Here is a 25,254-nt window from a genome sequence, read left to right as displayed (position 1 = left end):
GCTCCTGTCATCGTGGTTGCGTAGAGGATACTGTGACGTGCGTCGCAGGTTTGACCCCCGCGTAGTGAGCAACGCGCTTGCTCATTATTGTCTGAGTAGAGGATTTCGCGAACCGGGAGTCATCAAGGTCCAGGCCCATCCAGATCGTGAGTGGGCCAATTCACAGTAACGAAGCGGCGTGCAGGCCCGATTTCTGCTCGGATCGGGAAACATGGACGGGGGACAACCACTGTGAGTGAGTTCCCCCTGTCGAGAGCACAACAGGGACTCTGGTTCGCCCAGCAACTCGACCCGAGCGTCCCCCTCAATGTGGCCCAGTATGTGGAGATTCAGGGACACGTCGACGTGGGGTGCCTGGTGGACGCCACCGACCGTGCATCCCGTGAACTGGAGTCGCCATTCGTCCTGCTGGTCGACGGTCGTGATGGAACCCTACAGAGTGTCGACTTCGGTATCGAAGACGCTCTCGCTTACCGCGATCTACGCGGCGTCGACAATGCAATCGCTGAGGCCCACCGCTGGATGACCGCGGAGTACAGCCGCCCGCTCGACGTGCTGAAAGACCGGCTGATCATGGCCACCCTGCTGCACGTCGGCGAAGACCACTACTTCTGGTTCTCCCGCGTCCACCACATCGTCATCGACGGCCACGGCGGCATGGTGCTCACCAACCGTGTGGCCGAGATCTACAGCCACCTCGTGAACGGCACTGAACCGCCGCCTTCCAAGGCGCTGAGCCTGCGCGAGCTGTATGACGCCGAAGACACCTACCGATCCACGAGCCGGTTCGAGACGGACGGAAAGTATTGGGCCGAGCGCATCGCCGGCCTGCCCGACCCCGCCCGTCTCACCGCCCGGGAAGCGCCACCCGTCGCACCCTCGCTTCTCCTCGGCGGCACCATCGCCGACGGCATTTCCCAGAGCATCGGCGACGTTGCCCGACGCTGGAATTCGTCCGACGTCCCCGTCGTCGTCGCCGCGTTCGCCGCCTACCTCGCACGAATGACCGGCGCCACTGACATCGTGCTGAGCTTGCCCGTCTCCGCTCGCACCACCGCGGCCACACGGCGCTCGGCCGGCATGGTGTCGAACATCGTCCCGCTGCGCGTGCAGGTGGACGCCGACGTGAGCGGTGCGGAGCTCGTCCGACGGGTGCAGCTCGAGCTCACCGGGGCGCTGCGGCACCAGCGCTACCGCTACGAAGACATGCGACGCGACCTCCCCGACGGCGGTGCGCGGCGCGGCGGCTTCGGCCCCACCGTGAACCTGATGATCTACCACCAGGAGATCGTGCTCGGAGACGTCGTCGGCGTCTTCCATCCCCTCACCAGTGGGCCGGTAGACGACCTCGCACTCAATCTTTACCCATCGGTAACTGGCCGGGGTACACGCGTCGACTTCGAAGCCAACCCCACCCTCTACGAAAAAACCGAGCTGCACGCTCAGTACCGCCGCTTCCTGAACTTCCTCGCGACGTTCGTCGGCGCGGAGGGCGACACCCCGGTCGGAGCACTGCCGATTCTCGATGAGACCGAGCAATCGGCACTGGTGCCCTGCGCCGGCCCATACGCCGTCCCGCCGGCGACGCTGCCCGAATTGCTCGACGCCGGTCTGCGTGACCCCGACGCAATCGCACTGCGGCACGCGGGTGCCGACCTTTCCTATGGACAGCTGGACGTGTGGTCGAACCGGCTCGCCCATCGGCTGATCGAGCGCGGTATCGGACCCGAAGACGTGGTGGCCGTGATGCTGCCGCGCTCACCCGAATCGGTGGTGGCACTGTGGGCCGTCGCGCGCTCGGGCGCGGCATTCCTGCCCGTCGACCCCGGCTACCCGGCGGAGCGCATCGCGTTCATGCTCGCCGACTCCGAGACCACAGTGGCATTGGCCGCAGACGCCTCGGTGGTGCCCGCGGGAATCGACTGGGTGGAGGTGGCCGACCGGCCCGGCGACTCGTCACCCGTTGCCGACGCTGATCGTGTCCGCCCGCTGCGCATCGACCACCCCGCGTACGTGCTCTACACCTCCGGCTCCACCGGAACGCCCAAGGCGGTGACGGTGACGCACCGCGGCCTGGCCAGCCTGGCCTCCGCGCGCGACGGACTCTACGACGTCGACGACTCTGCCCGCGTCGCACACTTCGCGTCCCCGTCGTTCGACATCTCCCTGGACGAACTGCTGCTCGCGTTCACCGCCGGAGCCGCGTTGGTGATCGTGCCGCCCGACGTCTTCGGGGGCGAGATGCTGACGGAGCTGTTGCGCACGGAGCGTGTGACGCACGCCATACTGACCCCCGCGGTCGTAGCCACCCTGGTGCCGTCGGAGCTACCCGACCTCCGCGTCCTCGACGTCGGCGGCGAGGCTCTGACCGGCGCACTGGTCGCGGCGTGGGCACCCGGCCGCGTCATGGTCAACGGCTACGGGCCCACCGAGGCCACCGTCACCACCCTGTTCAGCCCACCGCTGGTACCGGGTGAGCCGGTCGCGATCGGCCGTCCCGTCCCGGGCACCGACGCAATCGTGCTCGATACCCGACTCCGTCCGGTCCCCGTCGGCGTCGTCGGTGAGCTGTATCTGGCGGGGGAGAGCCTCGCGCGGGGATACCACCGGCGCACCCGACTGACAGCCGAGCGATTCGTCGCCTACCCGCACGGCGCCGGGTCGCGGATGTACCGCACCGGTGACAGGGTGCGATGGACCCCCGACCACCAGCTCGAGTTCGTCGGCCGCACCGACACCCAGGTGAAGATCCGCGGCTTCCGGGTGGAACTCGGCGAGATCGACGCCGTGCTCACCGCCGCGCCCGGCGTCGATCACGCCGTCACCGTGGTACACGGTGCCGGAATGTCCTCGGGCACAGTGGTGTCGTATGTCAGCGGCGCGGCCGACCCGGACGCAGTGCTTGATTTCGCCGCCGCCCGGCTGCCGCACTACATGGTGCCGGCCTCGGTGACCGTGCTCGAGCAGATGCCGCTCACCCCCAGCGGCAAGACCGACCGCGCAGGCCTCCCCGAACCGGTCGAGTCACCGTCCCGCGCGCCGCACGGCGAGGTCGAAGAACTCGTGGCCGCGGTGATCGCTGACCTTCTCGGACTGAACTCCGTAGGAGCCGACGCCGACTTCTTCGCGCTCGGCGGAAATTCGCTGTCCGCCACGCAGGTCGCTGCCCGGCTCTCGGCCCGAGGACACGCGGTCGGGGTGCGCGACATCTTCGAGGCACCCACCGTTGCACTTCTGGCCACCAGAATGGGCGCTTCGCGCTCGCACGTGGCCACAGCGCCTCTGCGCCGTTCTGACGCCCACGGGAGCACAGCGCCATTAGCACCCGCGCAACAGCGACTGTGGCTTCTGGCGCAGGCCGCGCCCGAATCGCCCGCCTACAACGTGCCGTTCGTCGTCGAACTCGACGGTGAGCTGGATGCGTCGACTTTGGCTGCGGCGGTGCACGACGTTCTTGACCGGCACACGGTGCTGCGCACCGTCTACCCCGAGACCGACAACGGTCCAGTACAGGTGGTCACCCCTGCCGTCGTGGATCTGACACCAGTTGGGCTCGAGCCCGACGCACTTGAGGCCGCCGTGGCCGACCTGGCGGGCCGCGGTTTCGACGTCACCACCGAGACGCCGGTGCGCATCCGCCTCTACCAGCTCGCTCCCACCCGCCACGCCCTCGTCGTGATCGCGCATCACATCGCGATGGACGGCTTGTCGTTCGCGCCGCTCACCCGTGACGTGATCACCGCTTACGAGGCACGTCGCTCCGGCACCGCGCCGAGCCGGCCCGAGCTCGACGTGCAGTACACCGACTACGCCCGTTGGCATCGCGACATCGTGGACGCCGCCGCTCCCGGCGACATCGACTACTGGACCACTCAACTCGATGGTGCGCCCGAGTTGCTGCCGCTGCCCACCGACCGCCCCCGCCTAGCGGCAGGGTTGCACCCGGCGGGGACGGTACCGCTGGCGTTCGACGCCGACCTGCACCGGTCGGTGGAAGAGCTCGCGCGGACACATGATTCGACGCCCTTCATGGTGGTGCACGCCGCACTGGCCGTCACATTGAGCGCGCTGGCGGGCACCGACGACATCGCCATCGGGACAGCGGTATCGGGGCGCACCCATCCCTCGCTCGACGCATTGGTCGGCATGTTCGTGAGCAACGTCGTGCTCCGCACCCAGGTATCCGCGCATCAGACCTTTGCCGACGTGCTGTCGGACGTTCGCCGCACCGACCTGGACGCCTTCGCGCATTCCGAGACACCGTTCGACCGAATCGTCGACGCCGTGACGGGTGGGGTGTCGGCGCCGCACCATCCGCTGTTCCAGGTCGCGCTGGCATTCGAGAACGCTGCCACCGAACCCGAACTGAACCTCGCCGATCTCACCGTGCGCGCATACGCCGTCCCCGCACCGGTCGCACGCTTCGATCTGGAACTGGAATTGGCCGAACGGCATTCGCCGGATGGTTCTGCCGCCGGGCTGCTCGGTGCCGTCACCTACTCCCGCGCACTGTTCGACGAGACCACCGTGCACCGCTGGACGCGACTGCTCGAACGGGTGCTGCGTGCCATGGTGGCGCGCCCCGACAGCCCAGTGCGCACGGTGGACCTGCTCGACCCCGCCGACCGGGCCGCACTGATCCCGCAACACGGACCCGCCGCCACACCGGCCGTCACCCTGCCGGCGCTGCTGGACGGCACCGGCATCGCAGTCGTGAGCGATTCCATCGAGCTCACCCCCGCGGAACTCGACGATCGGGCCAACCGGCTTGCACACCAACTGATCGAGCGCGGCCTCGGCCCCGGCGACGTGGTGGCCGTGCAACTGCCGCGGTCCGTCGAGTGGGTGGCCGCACTGTGGGCGGTCGCACGTACCGGTGCGGCGTTCGTGCCCATCGATCCCACCTACCCCGAAGCGCGTGTGGCGCACATCCTCGCCGACTCCGGGGCGCGCGCTGTACTCACCGACAGCGACATGCAGCACCTCGGCGACAACCCGTCCCCGGTCGCCGACGCCGACCGGGTGCGCCCGCTGCGGGTGGACGATCCCGCGTACATCATCTACACCTCCGGGTCGACCGGAACTCCCAAGGGTGTCGTCGTCACCCATCGCGGGCTGTCGAGTCACGCTGCGGCCCTCCGAAAGTCCTACGCCGTGGACAGCGGGTCGCGGGTACTGGCGTTCGCGTCGCCGAGCGTCGACGCTTCCGTCCACGAACTGCTGTCGGCGTGCGGCGCGACCCTGGTCCTCGCGCCCACCGACGTCTACGGCGGCGACGAACTGACGGAACTCCTGCAGCGTGAACGCATCACCCACTGGACCACCACCCCGGCCGTCCTCGCTCTCACCAAGCCCGACGGTCTCGACCGCCTGCGTGTCGTCGCGGTGGCCGGGGACGTGTGTCCGCCGGAACTGGTGTCGCGGTGGTCGCCTGGCCGCACCCTGCTCAACCTGTACGGCCCCACCGAGGCCACCATCTGGGCCACCGGCACCGCACCACTATCCGCCGACGACCCGGTGACCATCGGCAATCCCATCGACGGCATGTCGGTGCTGGTGCTCGACGCGGCGCTGCGTCCGGTCCCCGTCGGCGCGGTGGGAGAGCTGTACCTGGCCGGACCGGGCCTCGCCCGCGGATACGTCGGCAGACCCGGGTGGACGGCGGAACGCTTTGTCGCCAACCCGCACGGCGACGGTCGCATGTACCGCACCGGAGACCTCGTCCGGTGGACAGCGTCGCACCACCTCGACTTCGCCGGACGCGCAGACGATCAGGTGAAGATTCGCGGGTTCCGAGTGGAACTCGCCGAGATCGATGCGGTCCTGGGGGCGGTTCCCGGCATCGACACGGCGGTGACGATCGCGCGCGACGGCGCCCTGCACTCCTACGTCCACGGAACCGACGTGGACACCGACGCCGTACTGACCTTCGTGTCGCAGCACATGCCCCGGCACCTGATTCCCGCATCCGTGACCGTCCTCGAGCACCTGCCGCTGACGCGCGGCGGGAAAGTCGACCGGGCGGCGTTGCCCGAACCCGTGATCCGAACTGCGGCATCGGGCCGGGAAGCGCGCACCGCGACGCAGGAACTGGTGGCCGCCGCCTTCGCGACCGAGATCGGGACCGCAGGCATCGGTCTCGACGACAGCTTCTTCGACCTCGGCGGAAACTCGCTGGGAGCGACACGCCTCGCCGCCCGTGTCGGGTCGGTGCTCGGGCGCAGGGTCTCGGTGCGCGACATCTTCGACCACCCCACCGTGGCCGAACTGGCCGCCCACATGACGGGGGCCGCCGACCGCCCGGCACTCGTCTCACACGAGACGTCGGGACCGGTACCGCTGTCGGCGCAGCAGCAGGGACTGTGGCTGGTAAACCAGCGCGACCCCGCCGCCGATCCGTACGCCATGGGATTCGAGGTGGACCTCGACGGCACCCTGGACGTGGAAGCGCTGCGGGCCGCTGTCCGGGATGTGCTGCACCGGAATCGGATGCTGCGCACGGTGTTCCCCTCGTTGCACGAGCAGGTGGTGCTCGACGAGGCGGACGGAGTTCTGGACGATGCCGCCATCGGCGGTCTCGACCTCACGCGTGACCTTCCGATTCGGGTGACGCTCTTGCAGCGTGCCCCCGACCGGCACACCGTTGCCATCCTGCTGCACCACATCGCCGTCGACGGACTGTCCCTGCGGCCGCTGCTGCGCGACCTCGCCGTCGCCTACTCCGCGCGCACCGCCGGCCACGTTCCCGACTGGGCCCCACTGCCCGTGGAGTACGCGAGCTACGTGCTGTGGCAGCGAGAAGTACTCGGAGACGCGGAAGGCCCCGACAGCCTTGCCGCCCGCCAACTGACGTATTGGGCAGAGGCATTGGACGAGCTTCCGGCAGTGTTGCCGTTGCCGCTCGACCGACCTCGGCCCGCCGGCGCGCTGACGCTGGGACACACAACGTTCGCCGTCGGCGCCGAACAGCACCATGCACTGATCCGGTTGGCGCGCGAGCACGACGTGACCCCGTTCATGGTGCTGCACGCAGCCCTCGCGGTGCTGCTGCGTGCCCTGACCGGCACCAACGACATCGCCGTCGGCACGTCCACGGGTGGTCGCGCGGATCCGGCACTCGACGACCTGGTCGGCATGTTCGTCGGCACCCTGGCGCTGCGCACCCCGATCGACCCCGCCGCGAGCTTCGCCGAACTCCTCGAGACGGTGCGCACAGCCGACCTCGGGGCCTTCGAGCACGCCGACGTGCCCTTCGAACAGGTCGTGCGACAACAGGGGACGGAATCCGGCCAGCTCGAGCACCCGCTGTTCCAGGTGATGTTCGCGTACGAGAACTTCGGCGCAGCCGAGGTGGCACTGCCCGGTCTGACGGCCCGAGTCCGGGACGTCCAGACCCACGCCCGACCGTTCGACCTGGACCTGACCGTACGGGAGCGAGCCTCGGACGACGGCACCCCCGACGGACTGCACGCGGACGTGAACTTCCCGCGGGAACTCTTCGACACCGAGACGATCGACCGGTGGATGGCATTGCTGCAGCGAATACTCCTCGCCGCAACATCGGATCCGTCGGTGACGGTCGGGAATCTGGACCTGCTCGATCCGGACGAGCACGCCGCACTGGTCCCGCGCGTCGGGCCGGTCGCCGTACCGTCCGCGACTCTGCCCGAACTCCTCGACGGCAGCCACGATGGGGTGGCGGTGCGGTGCGCCGGCGTCGACGTCACGTACCGCGACCTGGATGCCCGGGCCAACAGGTTGGCCCGGCGGCTGATCGCGCGCGGGATCGGACCCGAGGATCTGGTGGCCCTGATGCTGCCGCGATCTGTCGAGTCGATCGTCGCCGTGTGGGCCGTCACGCGCAGTGGCGCCGCGTTCCTCCCGGTGGACCCGGGATATCCGCCGGAGCGGATCGCATTCATGCTCCAGGATTCCGGTGCCACGGTGGCGCTGGCCGCCGACGCGGCGCACGTGCCCGACGGTGTCGCGTGGATCGACGTCGCCGACGGCCCGGGTGACGCGGCCGCAGTGACCGACGCAGATCGAGTCCGTCCGCTGCGGGGCGACCATCCGGCCTACGTGCTCTACACGTCCGGCTCCACCGGAATGCCCAAGGGTGTGGTGGTTACTCACCGCGGACTGGCGCCACTCGCCGACGCCAACGCCACGCTGGGACTGCTCGATTCGGACGCACGGGTCGCGCACATTGCGTCGCCGTCGTTCGACCTCTCCATCAACGAGATGCTGCTCGCCTTCACCGCGGGTGCGACCCTGGTGATCGTGCCGCCCGGGGTCCTCGCCGGCGACGAACTCGCCGACGTGCTGCGCCGCGAACGCATCACCCACGTGATGGTGACACCGAGTGTGCTGGCGTCACTGGAGCCGTCGTCGGTACCGGACCTGCGGGTGATCGACCTGGCCGGCGAGGAACTGCCGTGGGAACTCGCTCAGCGATGGGCGCCCGGACGCATAGTCGTCAACGGGTACGGGCCGACCGAAACCACCATCGTCAACTTCATGAGCGACCCCCTCACACCGGGCGGCCCGCTGACCATCGGCGGCCCCATCGAGGGAACCGAAGTGCTGGTGCTGGATTCGCGACTGCGTCCGGTTCCGGTCGGTGTCACCGGCGAGGTATACCTGGCGGGGGAGAGCCTCGGCCGGGGCTACCACGGCAGGCCGGGACTGACCGCCGAGCGGTTCATCGCCTACCCGTCCGGCAACAGCACACGGATGTACCGTTCCGGCGACCTGGCCCGATGGACACCCTCACACGAACTGGTGATCGTGGGGCGCGCGGACAACCAGGTGAAGGTCCGCGGGTTCCGGGTGGAACTGGGCGAGGTGGACGCCGCACTGCGAGCGGCACCCGGTGTCGAGAGCGCGGTGACGCTGGTGCACGGCACCGCGCTGGCGTCGTACGTCACAGGATCTGTGGAACCGGCTGCGGTGCAGGAGTTCACGGCCGACAAGCTGCCCCACTACATGGTGCCCGGTTCGGTCACGGTGCTCGACGCGATGCCGCTGACCGCCAACGGCAAGGTCGATCGGGCCGCTCTGCCCGAACCCGGGGCATCCGTGGTGCGGTCACGGAAGCCGCGCGGCGCCACCGAAGAGGTCGTGGCCCGGGTGATCGCCGACGTGCTCGGTCTGCCGTCGATCGATGCCGAGACGGACTTCTTCGCGGTCGGTGCCAGTTCCCTGACCGCCACCACCCTGGCGTCGAGGGTCGGGCATGCCCTCGACCGGCAGGTGAGTGTGCGCGACGTCTTCGAGGCTCCCACCGTGGCGGCGCTGACATCCAGGCTGCTCCGCAGCCCGTGCGTGCGCGAGGAGTCTCTGCACTCGTCGTCGGCCACGCACGGGCGCGAAGCGCCTCTCGCGCCGGCGCAGGACCGGTTGTGGCTGCTCGACCGGATGAACCCCGGCGCCGCCGACTACGTGGTGCCCTTCGCGATGGACCTGAGCGGCGACGTCGACGTCGCCGCACTGGCCGCCGCCGTGCGGGACGTGGTGGACCGCCACGAGCCTCTGCGCACGGTGTTCCGGGAGACCGAGAGCGGAGCGGTGCAACGGGTATCCGAGGTCGCATTCGATCTCACCCCGGTCGCGGTCGACGAACACGGACTCGGCGAGGCGATCACCGGACTGACAACCGAGGGGTTCGATCTCACCCGGGATACGCCGATTCGGGTCCGGCTCTTCGACCGCGGGTCCCACGGCTACACCGTGGCCGTCGCCGCCCACCACATCGTCTTCGACGGACTATCGGCCGCCCCACTCGCCCGCGACCTGATGGCCGCCTACCGCGCGCGGCGGGACGGCCACGCTCCCGGCTGGGACGCCCTACCGGTCCGGTACGGCGACTACGCCCGATGGCACCGGGGGATCGTCGAGGAGGGCGCCGACCGAGACCTCGCGTTCTGGAAGACCACCCTCGACGGACTGCCGGAGCGGCTGCAGCTACCCACCGATCGGCCGCGTCCGGCGACGGCAATCACCCCGGATCGCGTCCCGTTCACGGTGGACGCGAGTACCCACCGTGCCGTGGAGGAACTGGCCAGACGATGCAGCGCCACCCCGTTCATGGTGGTGCACAGTGCCTTGGCCGCCACCCTGGCCGTCCTCACCGGTACCGACGACATCGCCGTCGGCACGCCGGTGTCCGGTCGCGGCGATCCCGTCCTGGACGATCTGGTGGGCATGTTCGTCGGCACCATCGTTTTGCGTACCCGGGTGGATCCGAGCATCCCGTTCGCCGACCTCGTCTCGTCCACCCGCGTCGCGGATCTGGCGGCATTCGCGCACAGCGAGCAACCGTTCGACCGAGTGGTCGACGCCGTTGCCCCGACTCGCTCCACCACGCATCACCCGCTGTTCCAGGTGTTGCTCGCCTACCGGAACTTCACCGAACCCGAGATTCGATTCGACGGCGTCACCGTACGCAGTCGCGACACCCCGAGCAGTGTCAGCCGCTACGACCTGGAGATCGAGATTCGGGAACGGCACGCCGAGGACGGCACCGCAGCCGGACTCGACGGCGTGATCGCCTACCCGACAGAACTGTTCGACCGTGCCACCATCGCCCGGTGGTCGAGACTGCTGCAGCGGCTGCTGCAGGCAGCCGCGGTGGACCCGTCGGCGGCGGTCGGCGATCTCGACGTGCTCGAGCCGTCCGAGGCCGCCGACCTGGTCCCCGCGGGCGGGGCGGTGGCACTCTCGCCGATCACCCTTCCCGAGCTTCTCCGTGGCAACTCCACACACGTTGCGGTGCGGTGCGGCGAGGACGAACTGACCTACCGTGAGCTGGACGAGCGAGCGAACCGGCTGGCGCGCAAGCTGATCGGACTGGGAATCGGACCCGAGGACGCGGTGGCGCTGCTACTGCCCCGCTCGATCGACTCGGTGACCGCGGTGTGGGCCGTTGCCCGTAGCGGTGCCGCGTCGCTGCCGATCGACCTGGACCATCCGGCCGAACGCACCGCCCGCATCCTCGCCGCCGCTGGAGTGCGCGTCGCGATCGCACACGACGCCGAGCTCGTTCCCGACAGCATCGTGTGGATCGATGCGCGCGACCAGCAGGGGGATTCGGCACCGATCTGTGACGGCGGGCGCGGCCGGCTTCTCTCGGCGGATCACCCCGCGTACGTGGTCTTCACGTCCGGGTCGACAGGTGAACCCAAGGGCGTCGTGGTGACCCACCGCGGCTTCGCGAACCACGCCGCCGAGGTCCGCGCCCGCTACCGAGTGGGGCCCGACTCCCGCGTCCTGCACTTCGCGGCCCCCAGCTTCGACGGCGCCTTCCACGAAATTCTCGTAGCCGCTATCGGCGGCGCCACCCTGGTGATCGCCCCACCGAGCGTGGTGGGCGGAGACGAGTTGAAGGACCTGCTCCTCCGCGAACGCGTCACCCACTGGACCACCACCCCCTCGGTTCCCGCGCTGATGGACCCGGAAGGCCTGGACTCGCTCGAGTTCCTGGCCGTGGTGGGGGAGGCGTGCCCACCGGAAGTGCTGGAGCGATGGGCCCGGAACCGGACTGTCGTCGACCTGTACGGACCCACTGAACACACCGTGTGGGCCACCGGAAGCAGCGAGTTGCAGCCCGGCGATCCGATCACCATCGGCCGTCCGATCCGCGGTGCGTCCGCGGTGGTGCTCGACGCCCGGCTTCGGCCGGCGCCGGTGGGTGTCATCGGTGAGCTGTACCTGTCGGGTCCGGCGCTGGCCCGCGGCTACCTCGGTGCACCCGCCCTGACCTCGCAACGATTCGTCGCGAGCCCGTACGGATACGGTCGTATGTATCGGTCGGGCGACCTGGTGCGCTGGACCGCAGACCACGCCCTCGAATTCGTCGGCCGCGCCGACAGCCAACTCAAGATCCGTGGATTCCGCGTGGAACTCGGTGAGATCGACGCGGTGCTGTGGTCGGCCCCCGGCGTCGACACCGCCGTCACCGTGCTGCACGACCACGGCCTCGCCGCGTACGTCCACGGCACCGTCGAACTCGACCCCGCAGCATTGCGGGCGTACGCGGCGGAGCGCCTGCCGCACTATATGGTGCCCGCCACCGTGACCGTGCTGGACGCCGTGCCGCTCACGGTGAACGGCAAGGTGAACCGTGACGCCCTGCCCGCACCCGAACTTCCGGCGGCGACCCGGCCCCCGCAGACCCCCGTCGAGCAGACGGTGGCGGACGCAGTGGCAGCCGTCCTCGGGATCCCTGACATCGGCGCCGACGCGGATTTCTTTGCTTTGGGCGGAAATTCGCTGTCCGCGACCCGGGTTGTCTCGCACCTGTCAGCGGTGTCCGGACTGCGCATCGGTGTGCGCGACCTGTTCGACCGCCCCACCGTTGCCGCGCTCGCCGCCCTGATCGAGGAGGGCGGTGACCAGCGTCCACCGCTCGTCGCCGAGCACGCCGACCAGCCGGCGCCGCTCGCCTACGCGCAGCAACGGCTGTGGTTGCTCAATCGGGTCGACCCCCACTCTCCCGCCTACAACGTGCCGTTCGCCGTCGACCTCGACGGGGACCTGGACATCGCCGCACTGTCCGCCGCCCTGCACGATGTGGTCACCCGACACACCCTGCTGCGCACCGTCTTCCCCGACACCGAGGCCGGACCCGTCCAGGAGGTCGTCCCCGCCGCAGTCGACCTCACGCCCACCGAGGACGAGACCGCCTTCGCCGTCCGCGGATTCGATCTCACCACCGAGCCACCGCTGCGCGCCGCTCTGTTCGAGGTCGCGCCGTACCGCCACACCCTCGCAGTGGTGCTGCACCACATCGCCGTCGACGGCCTGTCGTTCGGGCCGCTGATCCGGGACGTGGCCATCGCCTATCACGCGAGGACATCCGGCCGTGTTCCCGGCTGGGCACCGCTTCCCGTCGTCTACACCGACTACGCCCGGTGGCAGCGCCGCGTCCTCGGCGACGCCGCCGACCCCGACAGTCGTATACGACGCGAACTCGACTACTGGACATCCGCACTCGCCGGACTGCCCACCCTGCTGCCGCTGCCCACCGATCGGCCACGACCCGCCACCGATCGGCTGACCGCCCGGCACCTCCCGTTCTCGGTTCCCGCCGAGTTGCACCGACGCCTGGAAACAGTGGCTCGGCAGCAGAACGCGACTCCCTTCATGGTGCTGCACGCCGCACTCGCCGTCCTGCTGTCCAAGCTGACCGGTGCCGACGACCTCGCCATCGGAACACCCACGTCGGGGCGCATCGACCCGGCGCTCGACGACGTGGTCGGCATGTTCGTCGGCACCGTGGCCCTGCGCAGCAGGATCGACCCACGTGTTGGGTTCGACGCACTACTCGCCGCCGTTCGGGAATCCGACCTCGCCGCGTTCGCCCATTCCGAGATGCCGTTCGACCTGGTCGTGGATGCGGTCGCGCCTACCCGCTCCGTCGGGCATCACCCGCTGTTCCAGGTGATGCTGGCATTCGACAACTTCACGTCCGTCCCGGCCGTGGCGCTGCCGGGGCTGGATGTTCACGGCCGTGAACTCGGCACCGGCACCAGCCGCTTCGACCTCGAGGTGTCCGTCCGCGAACAGCGCGGCGAGAATGGTGAACCCGTCGGTCTCGACGGCGTATTCGTCTACCCGGCGGAGCTGTTCGATTCCGAGACGGTCGAGCGGTGGGCGGAACGCCTCCTGCGGGTGCTGCGTGCGGTGACCACCGATGTGCAGGTGCCTGTCGGGTGGATCGACGTACTGAGCGAGTCCGAACGCGACGCGAGTGTCTCGGGTGTCGACGGGACTGCCCCGGAAGCCACATCTCTGGCGGAACTGTTCGAGCGGCGCGCCGCCGAGAATCCCGACGCGGTGGCAATCACGTTCGGTGACAGCACACTGACCTACGGCGAACTCGATCACCGCTCCGCGGACATGGCCGAGAACCTGCGGGCATCCGGCGTTGGAGCCGAAGACCTGGTTGCCCTCGTGCTGCCGCGCTCGGTCGATCTGGTGGTGGCGATGCTCGCGGTGATCCGGGCCGGTGCCGCATACCTGCCCATCGACGTCGACTACCCCGCCGAACGCATCCGCTACCTGCTCGACGACGCTGTTCCGACGGTCGTGATCTCCGAGATGCCGCAGGTGAGTGGCACTGTGTCCACGGGTGCGTCTCGTCGCTCACCTGAGGGAGCGGCGTACGTGATCTACACGTCGGGCTCCACCGGGCAGCCGAAGGGCGTGACGGTCACCCACGCCAACGTACTGTCGCTGCTCGCCAACACACGCGAGGAATTCGGCTTCGGCCCAGGCGACGTGTGGACGATGTTCCACTCACACACCTTCGACTTCTCGGTCTGGGAGATGTGGGGCGCCCTCACCACCGGCGGACGACTCGTACTGGTCGACCACTACCTCGCCCGCTCACCCCACGAATTCGCCGATCTGCTGGTACGCGAAGGCGTCACCGTCCTCAACCAGACGCCGTCCGCCTTCGGACAACTCGTCGAGCACATCGACAGCTCCTCGCTGCGGCTGCTGATCTTCGGCGGTGAGGCACTCGACCACACCCTCGTGGCGTCATGGCTCGGCCACCACCCGAACGTGCGCGCGGTCAACATGTTCGGCATCACCGAAACCACAGTGCACGTCACACGACACGACCTGCAGTCGGGAGATGAGCACCGGTCCGTGGGCAGGGCGCTGCCGGGACTGCGGACGTACGTCCTGGATGCGTCTCTGCATCCCGTGCCCCCGGGGACGGTCGGCGAACTGTACGTCTCCGGCGCACAGGTCGCGCGCGGCTACGTGGGACGCCCCGCCCTCACCGCGGAACGGTTCGTCGCCGACCCCTTCACTCCCGGCACCCGCATGTACCGGACGGGAGACCTCGCCCGATACCGCTCGAATGGTGAACTCGACCACCTGGGCCGCGCCGACACCCAGGTGGCGGTGCGCGGCTACCGCATCGAGCCCGGAGAGATCGAGGCGACACTTCTGCGGCGTCCCGACGTCGAGCACGCCGCAGTCATGCTGCGGGGCAGCGCCGTCGGCGACCAGCTGGTGGCCTACGTGGTGAGCGCAGCGGACCCGCGCACACTCCTCGGCTACCTGCGGTCGGTGTTGCCCGAGTACCTCGTACCGGGCGCGGTGGTGCCCGTCCCGACCTTCCCGCTGACCCCCAGCGGGAAATTGGATCGTCACGCCCTGCCCGAACCGACCGTCCTCGCTGCGGACTCCCATGCACCCCACGGGCCGATCGAGGAAGTGGTCGCAGGTGTGTTCGCCGAGCTTCTCGGCGGCATCGAGGTCGGTGCCCGGCAGAGCTTCTTCGACCTGGGCGGCAATTCGTTGATCGCCACTCGGGTGGCCGCCCGGCTCAGCGCCGTCTTCGACACGGACGTGACGGTCCGCGACCTCTTCGAGGTACCCACCGTCGCCGAACTGGCGACGCGGGTGGAGGAGCGGGCCGGGGACGGCCGCCGCCGACCGCCTCTGGTGCCAGCCGCCGCCGGTGAGCAGCTTCCGCTCTCGCCGGCGCAGGAACGGATGTGGATTCTCAACCAGTTCGACACGGGCGCAGCCGGATACAATATTCCGCTCATCGTCCGCCTCGACGGCGACCTCGACGTGGAGGCGCTGGCCGCCGCGGCACGCGACGTCGTGCAACGTCACCGCACCCTGCGCACCGTGTACCCACGGACCGCTGACGGTGTGCGGCAGGTGGCGCTCGAGGCCCACGAGATCCCGCTGGACCTCACGGCGATCGCCATTCCCGACGACGCCGTCGACGCCCACGTCCGGGCCCTCACCGGTGACGGTTTCGACGTGGCTGCAGAACCGCCGCTGCGGGCGCGCCTCTACCGGACCACCGCAACCACCCACGTGCTCACCCTGGTGGTCCACCACATCGCGGCCGATGCATGGTCGCTGACCCCGCTGATCAGGGACACCCTGGAGGCGTATCGGGCCCGGCTGAGCGGCGTCGGACCCCAATGGTCCACGTTGCCTGTGCAATACAGTGACTACAGCATCTGGCAGCGTCGGATGCTGGCCGAGGACAGCGAGAACACCGAGAACGCATTGTCGAACTACTGGTCGGGTGCCCTGGCAGGGCTGCCCGAACAGGTGACGCTCCCGCCCGACCGTGCCCGCCCCGCCATCCCGTCGGGGGAGGGCGCCGCCCACTCGGTGGTGGTGGACACCGCGCTGCACGAGTCACTGACCGCGCTGGCGCGCACCTACCGGTCCACGACATTCATGGTGTTGCACGCCGCACTCGCGGCGCTGTTGTCTCGGTACAGCGGCAGCCCGGATGTGCCCATCGGCACCGCCGTAGCCGGCCGCACCGACCCGCAACTCGACGACGTAGTCGGCATGTTCGCCAGCACCCTGGTGTTGCGGGCAACCGTCGACCCGACCGCCGGCTTCGCCGAACTGCTCGCCCAGGTACACGAACGTGACATTGCGGCCTACACCCACGCCGACATGCCGTTCGAGACGCTGGTGGAGTTGCTCAACCCGCCGCGATCGGCATCGCACCACCCGCTGTTCCAGGTGGCACTGTCGATGCAGCGACACCGCCCCGGACACCTCACCCTGCCCGGGCTGACCGTGACCCCGGTGATCCCCGACGTCGAGCACGCGAACTTCGATCTGCAGCTCACCGTCGCCGAGCCCGGCCCCGATGAGCCGATGGCACTCCACTTCGGCTACAACGCGGAACTCTACGACCACGCCACCGTCGTCGAGTTCGCAGCGCAGCTGGTGCGGTTTCTCGAGGCTGTAACGGCCAACCCCGACATCTCTGTGGGCGATGTGGACCTGCTGAGCGCACGCGAGCGTTCCGTCCTGGTCCCCGCTACCGGACCCCGCACACCGGGTGCGCTGACGTTGCGGGACATGATCACTCGCGGCGCCCAGGTGGCGCCGGATGCCGTGGCGGTCCGCGACTCCAGCACGCAACTGACGTACCGGGAACTCGACGCCCGCTCCGACGTCGTCGCGAGCGAACTGCTCGAATCGGGTGTGCTGCCGGGTGAATGCGTCGTCTGGTCAGCGCCTCATTCGACCGAGTCGGTGGTGAAGTTGTGGGCGATCGCGAAAGCAGGCGCAGCGCCCGTCCTGATAGACCCGGCTCTGCCCGAAGCGCGGGTGGCCGTGATGCGGGGCATCGCCGACAGCCTGCCGCGGGCGACCGGCACAGCGTACGTGGTGTTCACGTCCGGCACCACCGGCACACCCAAAGCCGTGGTGGTCACAGACTCCGGCCTAGGCGCGCTGGACACGGACGTCGCATCGCGCTTCGGCGCCGCACCGGGATCGCGCGTGCTGCACCGCGCCGCCGCCGGGTTCGACATGACCCTGCTCGAGGTACTGATCGCAGGTGCGTCGGGGGCCACACTCGTGATTGCCTCCGACACCGAGTTCGCCGGCCCCGCACTGGGTGAGCTGCTTCGCCGCGAACGGATCACCCACGCCTGTGTCACCCCCACCGTTCTCGCGACCGTCGGCGACTTCGCGCTGCCCGACCTGGAAGTACTGATGGTGGGCGGCGAGCGACTCGGAGCCGAACTGGTCGACCGTTGGGCCCCTGGTCGCCGGCTGATCAACGGCTACGGCCCCGCCGAGTCGACGATGTACACCATCGCGACTCGTCCGCTGTCGTCCGGAGCGCCGGTGACCATCGGCACACCCATCCCGGGCGTCGCAGCCCTCGTGCTCGACGAGCGGCTCCGCCCCGTGCCGGTGGGCGTGCCCGGTGAGCTGTACCTGTCGGGCAGCGCGCTGGCCCGCGGCTACGCCGGACAACCCGGGCTGACGGCGGAACGCTTCGTCGCCGGACCGGACGGCGCACGCTTGTACCGCACAGGTGACCTGGTGCGCTGGCGAGGCGGTGACGAACTGGAGTACCTGGGCCGCAACGACAGCCAGGTCAAGATCCGAGGCGTCCGCGTCGAACCGGGTGAGATCGATGCCGCCATCGCCCGAGTCGCCGACATCGACTTCGCGGCCACGATCGTGCGCCCCACACCCACCGGCTCCGACTCACTCGTCTCCTATGTGTTGCCGCAGCACGCAGGCTTCGACGCGGACGGACTACGGCGCCGCCTGGCCGAACTGCTGCCGTCGTACCTGGTACCGACGGCCGTCGTGGTGCTCGATTCGCCGCCGCAGACGCTCAACGGCAAGCTCGATCTGCGTTCGTTGCCCGCGCCCGAACTCGGTGCGGGTGAGCACGAACCGCCCGTCACGGATACCGAACGTGCCGTGGCCGCGGTCTTCGCCGAAGTCCTCGGACTGCCCGGGGCCGGTCGCGGAGCGCACTTCTTCGATGCGGGTGGCAACTCGCTGCTGGCAACGCAACTGACCGCGCGGCTTTCCGAGGTGATGGGCCACCCGGTCCCCTTGCGTAGCCTCTTCGCTCACCCCACGATTGCCGAACTGGCCACCGTCCTCGATGGTGCCGTCTCCGAGCCGGATCTGCGCCCCGCGCTCGTCTCGCAGCCGCGTCCGGATCGAATTCCATTGTCGCGCAGTCAGTACCGGATGTGGGCGCTCAACCGTCGCGACCCGTCGTCCGCGGCCTACAACCAGCCCGCGACACTCCGCCTGGACGGGTCACTCGACGTGCTCGCGTTGTCGGCGGCGCTCGCGGACGTCGTCGCCCGGCACGAAGTACTGCGCACCCAGTACCCCGCCGCGGCGGGGGAACAGCCCCACCAGCAGATCCTCCCGGCCGGCGAACTGGACCTCACGCCCCGGGACACGCCCCCGGAGTCGGTGGAATCCGTCGTGGCCGCATTCGCGTCCGAGGGGTTCGACCTCACCTGCGAAATGCCCCTGCGGGTCCGTCTGCTGCAGATCGGTCCCGACTCACACGTGTTGGCCGTGGTGCTGCACCACATCGCCGCCGACGGTTGGTCGCTCACCCCTCTGGTGACCGACGTGCTCACCGCCTACGACGCTCGTCGCGCCGGCCACGCACCCGGCTGGGCGCCGCTGTCCATCCATTTCGCCGACTACGCGCTGTGGGAGCAGGAACTGCTGCGCAGCGGGTACGTGGCGCGCGGTATCGAGCATTGGCGGCGTGCGCTCGACGGCGCCGAGTCGGGTGCCGCACTCGTCCCGGATCGGCGACGGGGCATCGGCGCAGCGGACGGCGCCGCCGAGGTGGTGACCTTCCGGATCCCCGCCGCGGTCCAGCGAGCGGTGCACCGGTTGGCTCACGACCACCGCGCCACGCCGTTCATGGTGCTGCACGCGGCGCTGTCGGTGCTGCTGTCGCGGCTCGGCGCGCAGCGCGACGTCACCGTTGCCACCGCGGTGGCCGGCCGCGGCGACCGCATCCTCGACCCGCTGGTCGGAATGTTCGTCAACACTCTCGCGCTGCGGGCGCAGGTCCAGCCGGACATGCCGTTCGCGGGACTGCTGGCCCAGGTGCGCGACTTCGACGTGGATGCGTTCGATCACGCCGACGTGCCCTTCGAATCGATCGCCGACCTGCTCGGGGGTCGCACACCACAGGTCGCACTTGCAGTGGAGAACCTCGACCTTCCTGCCGTCGACGTGGCCGGCCTTCGCGTGGAAGTCCGGGAAGTCGATACCCGTACAGCAAAATTCGACCTCCATGTGACGGTTCGCGAGCACTGGGACGACGAGGAGCCCGGCGGTATGGACGGGGCCGTCGCCTACGCCGCCGACCTGTTCGATCGCGGTACCGCAGCCTCACTGGCGTCCCTGCTGGGGCAGGTGCTAAACGCTGTCACACTCGATCCGCAGGTGCTGGTGGGGGAGATCGCTCTGACTCCGGCACCGCCGCTCACCGGTGGGCCCGCCGACGACACCCGCACCCTCACCGACATCCTCCTGTCCACCGCTGCCGCGCACCCCGACCGTCCGGCTCTCACCGATGGCACCCGGACACTCACCTACCGAGAACTGGCCGCGGCGTCGGAACTGCGGGCCGGTCAGCTTCGCGCCGAGGGCACCGGACCCGGAACGGTCGTGGAAATCTGCATGCCGCGCTCGATCGACTTCGTGGTCGAACTCTGGGCCGTAACCCGGACCGGGGCCACCTTCCTGCCGCTCGACCCGACCCACCCCACCGAACGCCGGGACGCGATGGTGGCGCAGGCGCAGGAGTGGGCACAACCCTCGGTGGCGTACATCATCTACACATCCGGATCGACCGGCGCCCCGAAAGGCGTGGCCGTCACGCACCGCGGACTGGGCGCCCTCGCCGACGAGGCCGTCCGCCGGTACCGAGTACATCCCGAGGCGCGGGTACTGCACGGCTACAACCCCACCTTCGACGCAGCGCTGCTCGAGATGCTGCTGGCGTTCCGGTCGGGCGCCTGCCTCGTGGTCGCACCCCCCGACGTCTACGGTGGCGCCGAGCTGCAGCACCTTCTCACCGCTCAGGACGTGACGCATTACCTCTCCACGCCCTCGGTCCTGGCGACCCTCGAGCCGCGGGAACTGAACGCTCTCCGGGTGGTCGCTGTGGGCGGCGAGGCCTTGAGCCCGGAGCAGGCCGCAGCCTGGAGCGAAGGGCGGCTGATGCTCAATGCCTACGGACCCACCGAATCCACTGTGGTGGCCACACTGGCCGAGATGGGCGCCGACGTCACCATCGGCGCACCCGTCCCCGGCACGACAGCGACGGTCCTGGACGACCGGCTGCGTCCGGTACCGCTCGGGGGCGTCGGCGAACTGTACCTGGAGGGACTGGGACTTGCCCTCGGCTACGTCGCGGACCCAACGCTGACGGCCGCGAACTTCGTTGCCGGACAATCCGGAATCCGCCGTTACCGCACCGGCGACGTGGTGCACCGTCGCGTCGACGGCACACTGTCCTACGTCGGACGCGCCGATCGTCAGGTGAAGGTGCGCGGCATGCGCATCGAGCCCGCCGAGGTGGAAGCCGCACTGCTAGTGCAGCCCGATGTCACTCAGGCAGTGGTGCTGCTGCACCACGGACGGCTGGTCGCCTTCGTCACGGGGTCGGCTGTGGACGCCGAGTCGCTCCGCGCGCAATTGATCCGGCAACTCCCGGCACACTTGGTGCCGCAGCGGATCATGATCCGCGACAGTCTACCGCTCACACCCAACGGCAAACTCGACGTGCAGGCGCTGGAAGCGAACGACATTGACAACGACACCGACTCGCCGGAGCCACTGCGGACCGTGACCGGGGAACTGGTTGCCGCGGTGTTCGCGGCAGTGCTCGGCGAGGTGAGCGTCGGTGCCCACAGCAACTTCTTCGACATCGGCGGCGACTCCCTCTCCGCCACCGCGGTGACAGGACGGCTGTCGGCGTCGTTCCGCGTGGACGTACCCGTCAGAGCGCTGTTCGAGCATCCCACCCCCGCCGGGATGGCCGTGTGGCTCGACCAGCGGCACACGGTTGCGACACGCATTCCACTGGTGCGACGAGACCCGGACGCCCGGATTCCGCTGTCGCCGGCGCAACAACGGATGTGGCTGCTTCACCGCGTCGATCCGAGCGCCTCGATGCACCATCTCGTGTTCGTGCATCGTCTCGGAGGCGACATCGACCTGGGCGCACTGCGGCACGCACTCGCGGACGTGGTGCAGCGGCATGCCGTGCTGCGCACAGTCTTTCCCATGGACGGCAGCGGACCATACCAGATGATCGTCCCCGTGGACATCGACCTGCATCCCGTCCACGGCGCCGACGTGTCCGCGGAGGTCGCGGAATTCGTGCGGCGACCCTTCCGCCTGGAGTCGGAAACCCCGCTACGCGTGCAACTGTGGTCCGAAGTCGACGGTGACCACGTGCTCGCCGCCGTTGTGCACCACATCGCGCTGGACGGCGGATCCATGGACCGGTTGGCCATCGATCTCGAAGCTGCCTACACCGCTCGCCGCGGAGGACGCGAACCACAATGGGAGCCGCTCCCCGTCGATTACGTGGACTACAGCGTGTGGCTGCGTGAGGTCCTCGGCGACCCCGCGGACCCCGACAGTGTCGCCCGCGCTCAGCTCGACTACTGGACCCGGACGCTCGACGGCGTCGACGCCCCGATCGCGTTGCCCACGGACCGTCCGCGGCCCGCCCAACCGAGCCACACGGGCGCCACTGTCGAGTGGACCCTGAACCCCGAAGTGCGTCAACGGTTGTCCGACGTCGCCCGCAGCCAGGGCGTCACGGTGTTCATGGTGCTGCACGCGGCGCTCGCCGTTCTGCTGTCTCGCGAAGGTGGGCACCCGGACGTCGTGATAGGGACCGCCGTCGCAGGACGACCTGACCCGGCGCTCGACGCACTGGTGGGGATGTTCGTCGGCACCGTCGCCTTGCGCACCGAAGTGAACTCGGCTGCAACCTTTGCCGCGTTCCTCGACCACGTGCGTTCGGTTGACCTCGACGCGTTCGCCCACGCCGACGTGCCGTTCGACGACGTGGTCGCGCGCGTGGCACCCCGCCGCTCTACCTCGTACAACCCACTGTTCCAGGTGATGCTCGCGTACCAACACGCGGCGCCGCGGCCGGGCGGTCTGCCCGAAACCGAGACCGAGTCGATCGGATCCGCCACTACCACCGCCGAATTCGACCTGGTGTGGGATTTCACGGATTCGGTGGGAGAGCTGACATTGCGGCTGTTGTACGCCACCGACCTGTTCGACGACTCCACCGCCCGGGCGCTGGCGCAGCGCTTCGATCGAATCCTCGACGCAGCCCTGACCGATCCGTCCGAGGTGGTCGGCGACATCGACATCCTCGAGGCGAGCGAACGTGCGGCCCTCGTCAGTGGCCCTGCACGGAACTATCAGCCGAAGACTCTCGCCGAGATCTTCGAGACACAGGTAAGGGCCACCCCGCACGCCGTCGCCGTAGAAGGCGGCGGCGTGCAGTGGACATACGAAGAACTGGACGATGTAGCGGAACGGTGGGCCCGGGCGCTCTCGGACCGTGGCGTCGGACCCGAGGATGTGGTCGCGGTCGCCACCGGTCGTGGCCGGCACTGGGTGGCCGCCGTGTGGGCTGTGGCGAAAGCGGGCGCGGTCTGGCTGTCGCTGGATCCAACGCATCCCACCGAGCGTCTGGAATGGATGCTCGCCGACTCCGGTGCCGTGGTCGGGCTGACCGTGCCCGAACGCATCGCCGAGCTCCCAGCCACAATCCCGTGGCTCCCACCCGTGAGTACTTATCAACCACCCGCGGTTAAGAAGTACTCACAGGTGGAAGGCGCCGCCTACGTGATCTACACATCCGGCACCACCGGAACGCCGAAGGGCGTCGTGGTGCCGCATCGCGGCCTGGTGAATGTGGTTGCCGCACAGGCGCCAGTGCTCGACATCGACGGCGACGTGCGGGTTCTCCAGCTGGCTTCCCCCACCTTCGACGCCTCACTCTTCGAAATGCTCTACGCGCTATCGTCCGGCGGCACCCTCGTGGTCGCACCCGACTTCGGCTACGCCGGCGATCAGCTGGCCGACGTGGTGCGCCAGGAGCGCATCACCCACCTCATTGCGACACCCACTGTCCTCGCCACCCTCGATGCCGACAGCCTGGGCGACGAAGTACCCCGGACCGTGGTGTCGGTCGGCGAACGCCTACCGCCCGCGCTGGCGGCGACCTGGGCGGCGCGTCACCGGCTCTTCAATGCCTACGGTCCCACCGAATTCACGATCCTGGCATCGGTCGCAGGACCGCTCACACCGGCCGACATCGATGACGGCGTCGACATCGGGGACGTGATCGACGCTGCCGCCGCCCTCGTGCTCGACCCGCGGCTGCACCCGGTTCCCGACGGCGTGACAGGTGAGCTCTACCTGTCCGGAACCAGCGTCGCCCGTGGCTACCTCGGCCGGGGTGGTCTCACCGCCGCGCAGTTCGTCCCGAACCCGTACGGGAAACCCGGCGACCGGATGTACCGCACCGGAGACCTCGTGCGCCGCAATGCACACGGTGCCCTGGACTACCTGGGACGCAATGACGCTCAGGTGCAGCTGCACGGCATCCGCGTCGAACCTGCCGAGGTGGACGCCGCCCTGGCCCGCCATCCTGACGTCCGGTTCGTGATCACCACACCGGTGACGGCTCCCGGTGGACAGCCCGTCCTCGTCTCCTACCTGGTGGCCGAACCGGACTCCACGCTCACCACACACACAGTCCGCGACTTCGCCCGGACGGTCCTGCCACGCCATCTCGTACCGTCCGCCGTCGTCCTGCTCGACAGCCTGCCGGTTCTGCCGTCGGGCAAAGTCGACCGATCCGCCCTTCCCGAGCCGGAATTCGATCCGGACACGCCAGTGACACCGCCGACCGGATACCTGGAGACCGTGGTCGCCGAGGTAATGGCAAACGCCATCGGAACGGACTCCATCGGCGCGGATCAAGATTTCTTCGCCCTCGGCGGCACCTCCATGGGCGCGGTGGCAGTCGCCGATGAACTGCGCACCAGGCTGGACCGGGACGTGCCCCTGCAATGGCTCTTCACCGACCCCACCGCCGCGCGACTAGCCAAGCGCATCGAATCCGGCAGCGATTCATCCGAAGATCCGTTCGCCGCCGTGGTGCGCCTCGGCGGAGACGGCGACGGTCCACCCCTGTTCTGCATCCACCCCGCGGCGGGAATCGCATGGTGCTACACCGGACTCGCTGAACATCTCCCCGGACGTGTGTTGTACGGAGTGCAGGCAACCGGTGGCGCGGACCTGCCCTCGTCCATTACCGAGCTGGCCAGCCGCCACATCGACACCATCCGCACGGTGCAACCGGCCGGTCCGTACCACCTGCTCGGCTGGTCGCTGGGCGGCACCGTGGCACAGGAGATGGCCGTGCAACTCCACGAAGCGGGCCACGAAGTGGCCACCCTCGCCATGCTCGACACCCTGCTGCCCGAACACCGCGCCGCGCTCGTGAACCCCGGCGACGACAACCAGCCCGAGCTGGGCCTACCCCCAGAGCTTGGAGCGGCGGTGTCGCCCGATCGAGTCCAGTCACTCGGCGAGCTACTCATCCGTCTCGAACAGATCGCATCGACACATCAGCCCCGACACTTCGAGGGCGACGCCGTGTTCTTCACCGCTGCACATGATCTCGACCTTCATCCGGAACTAGTCCCGGACTGGCGGCGACACTTCGGCGGTGCCGTCACCGAACACCGCATCGATGCTGTGCACGCAGACATGGTCGGGCGTGGACCGGTGGCCGTGATCGGACGAAGACTCCGGGGATCGGGAGGCCACTCCGGACCGTGAAGCACCCCGCCGCCCCTGACCGCGGCCATCACTACGATGCAGAGGTTCAGTCGGGTCGAA

1 protein-coding gene is annotated in these 25,254 nt (G+C 69.1%); it reads left to right on the top strand.

Annotated features, from left to right (window positions below):
* The first annotated feature begins 231 nt into the window (after positions 1–231).
* Positions 232–25,194: a non-ribosomal peptide synthase/polyketide synthase gene (locus JVH1_RS09135; RefSeq protein ID WP_237735279.1), complete on the top strand. Its 24,963-nt coding sequence runs from the start codon at positions 232–234 to the stop codon at positions 25,192–25,194.
* Positions 25,195–25,254 lie beyond the last annotated feature (60 nt).

It is taken from the genome of Rhodococcus sp. JVH1 (assembly GCF_000280725.2).
Classification (GTDB): Bacteria; Actinomycetota; Actinomycetes; order Mycobacteriales; family Mycobacteriaceae; genus Rhodococcus_F; species Rhodococcus_F jostii_A.
Note: the sequence above shows the minus strand (reverse complement) of the source record. Positions and strands in the feature narration are given on the sequence as shown.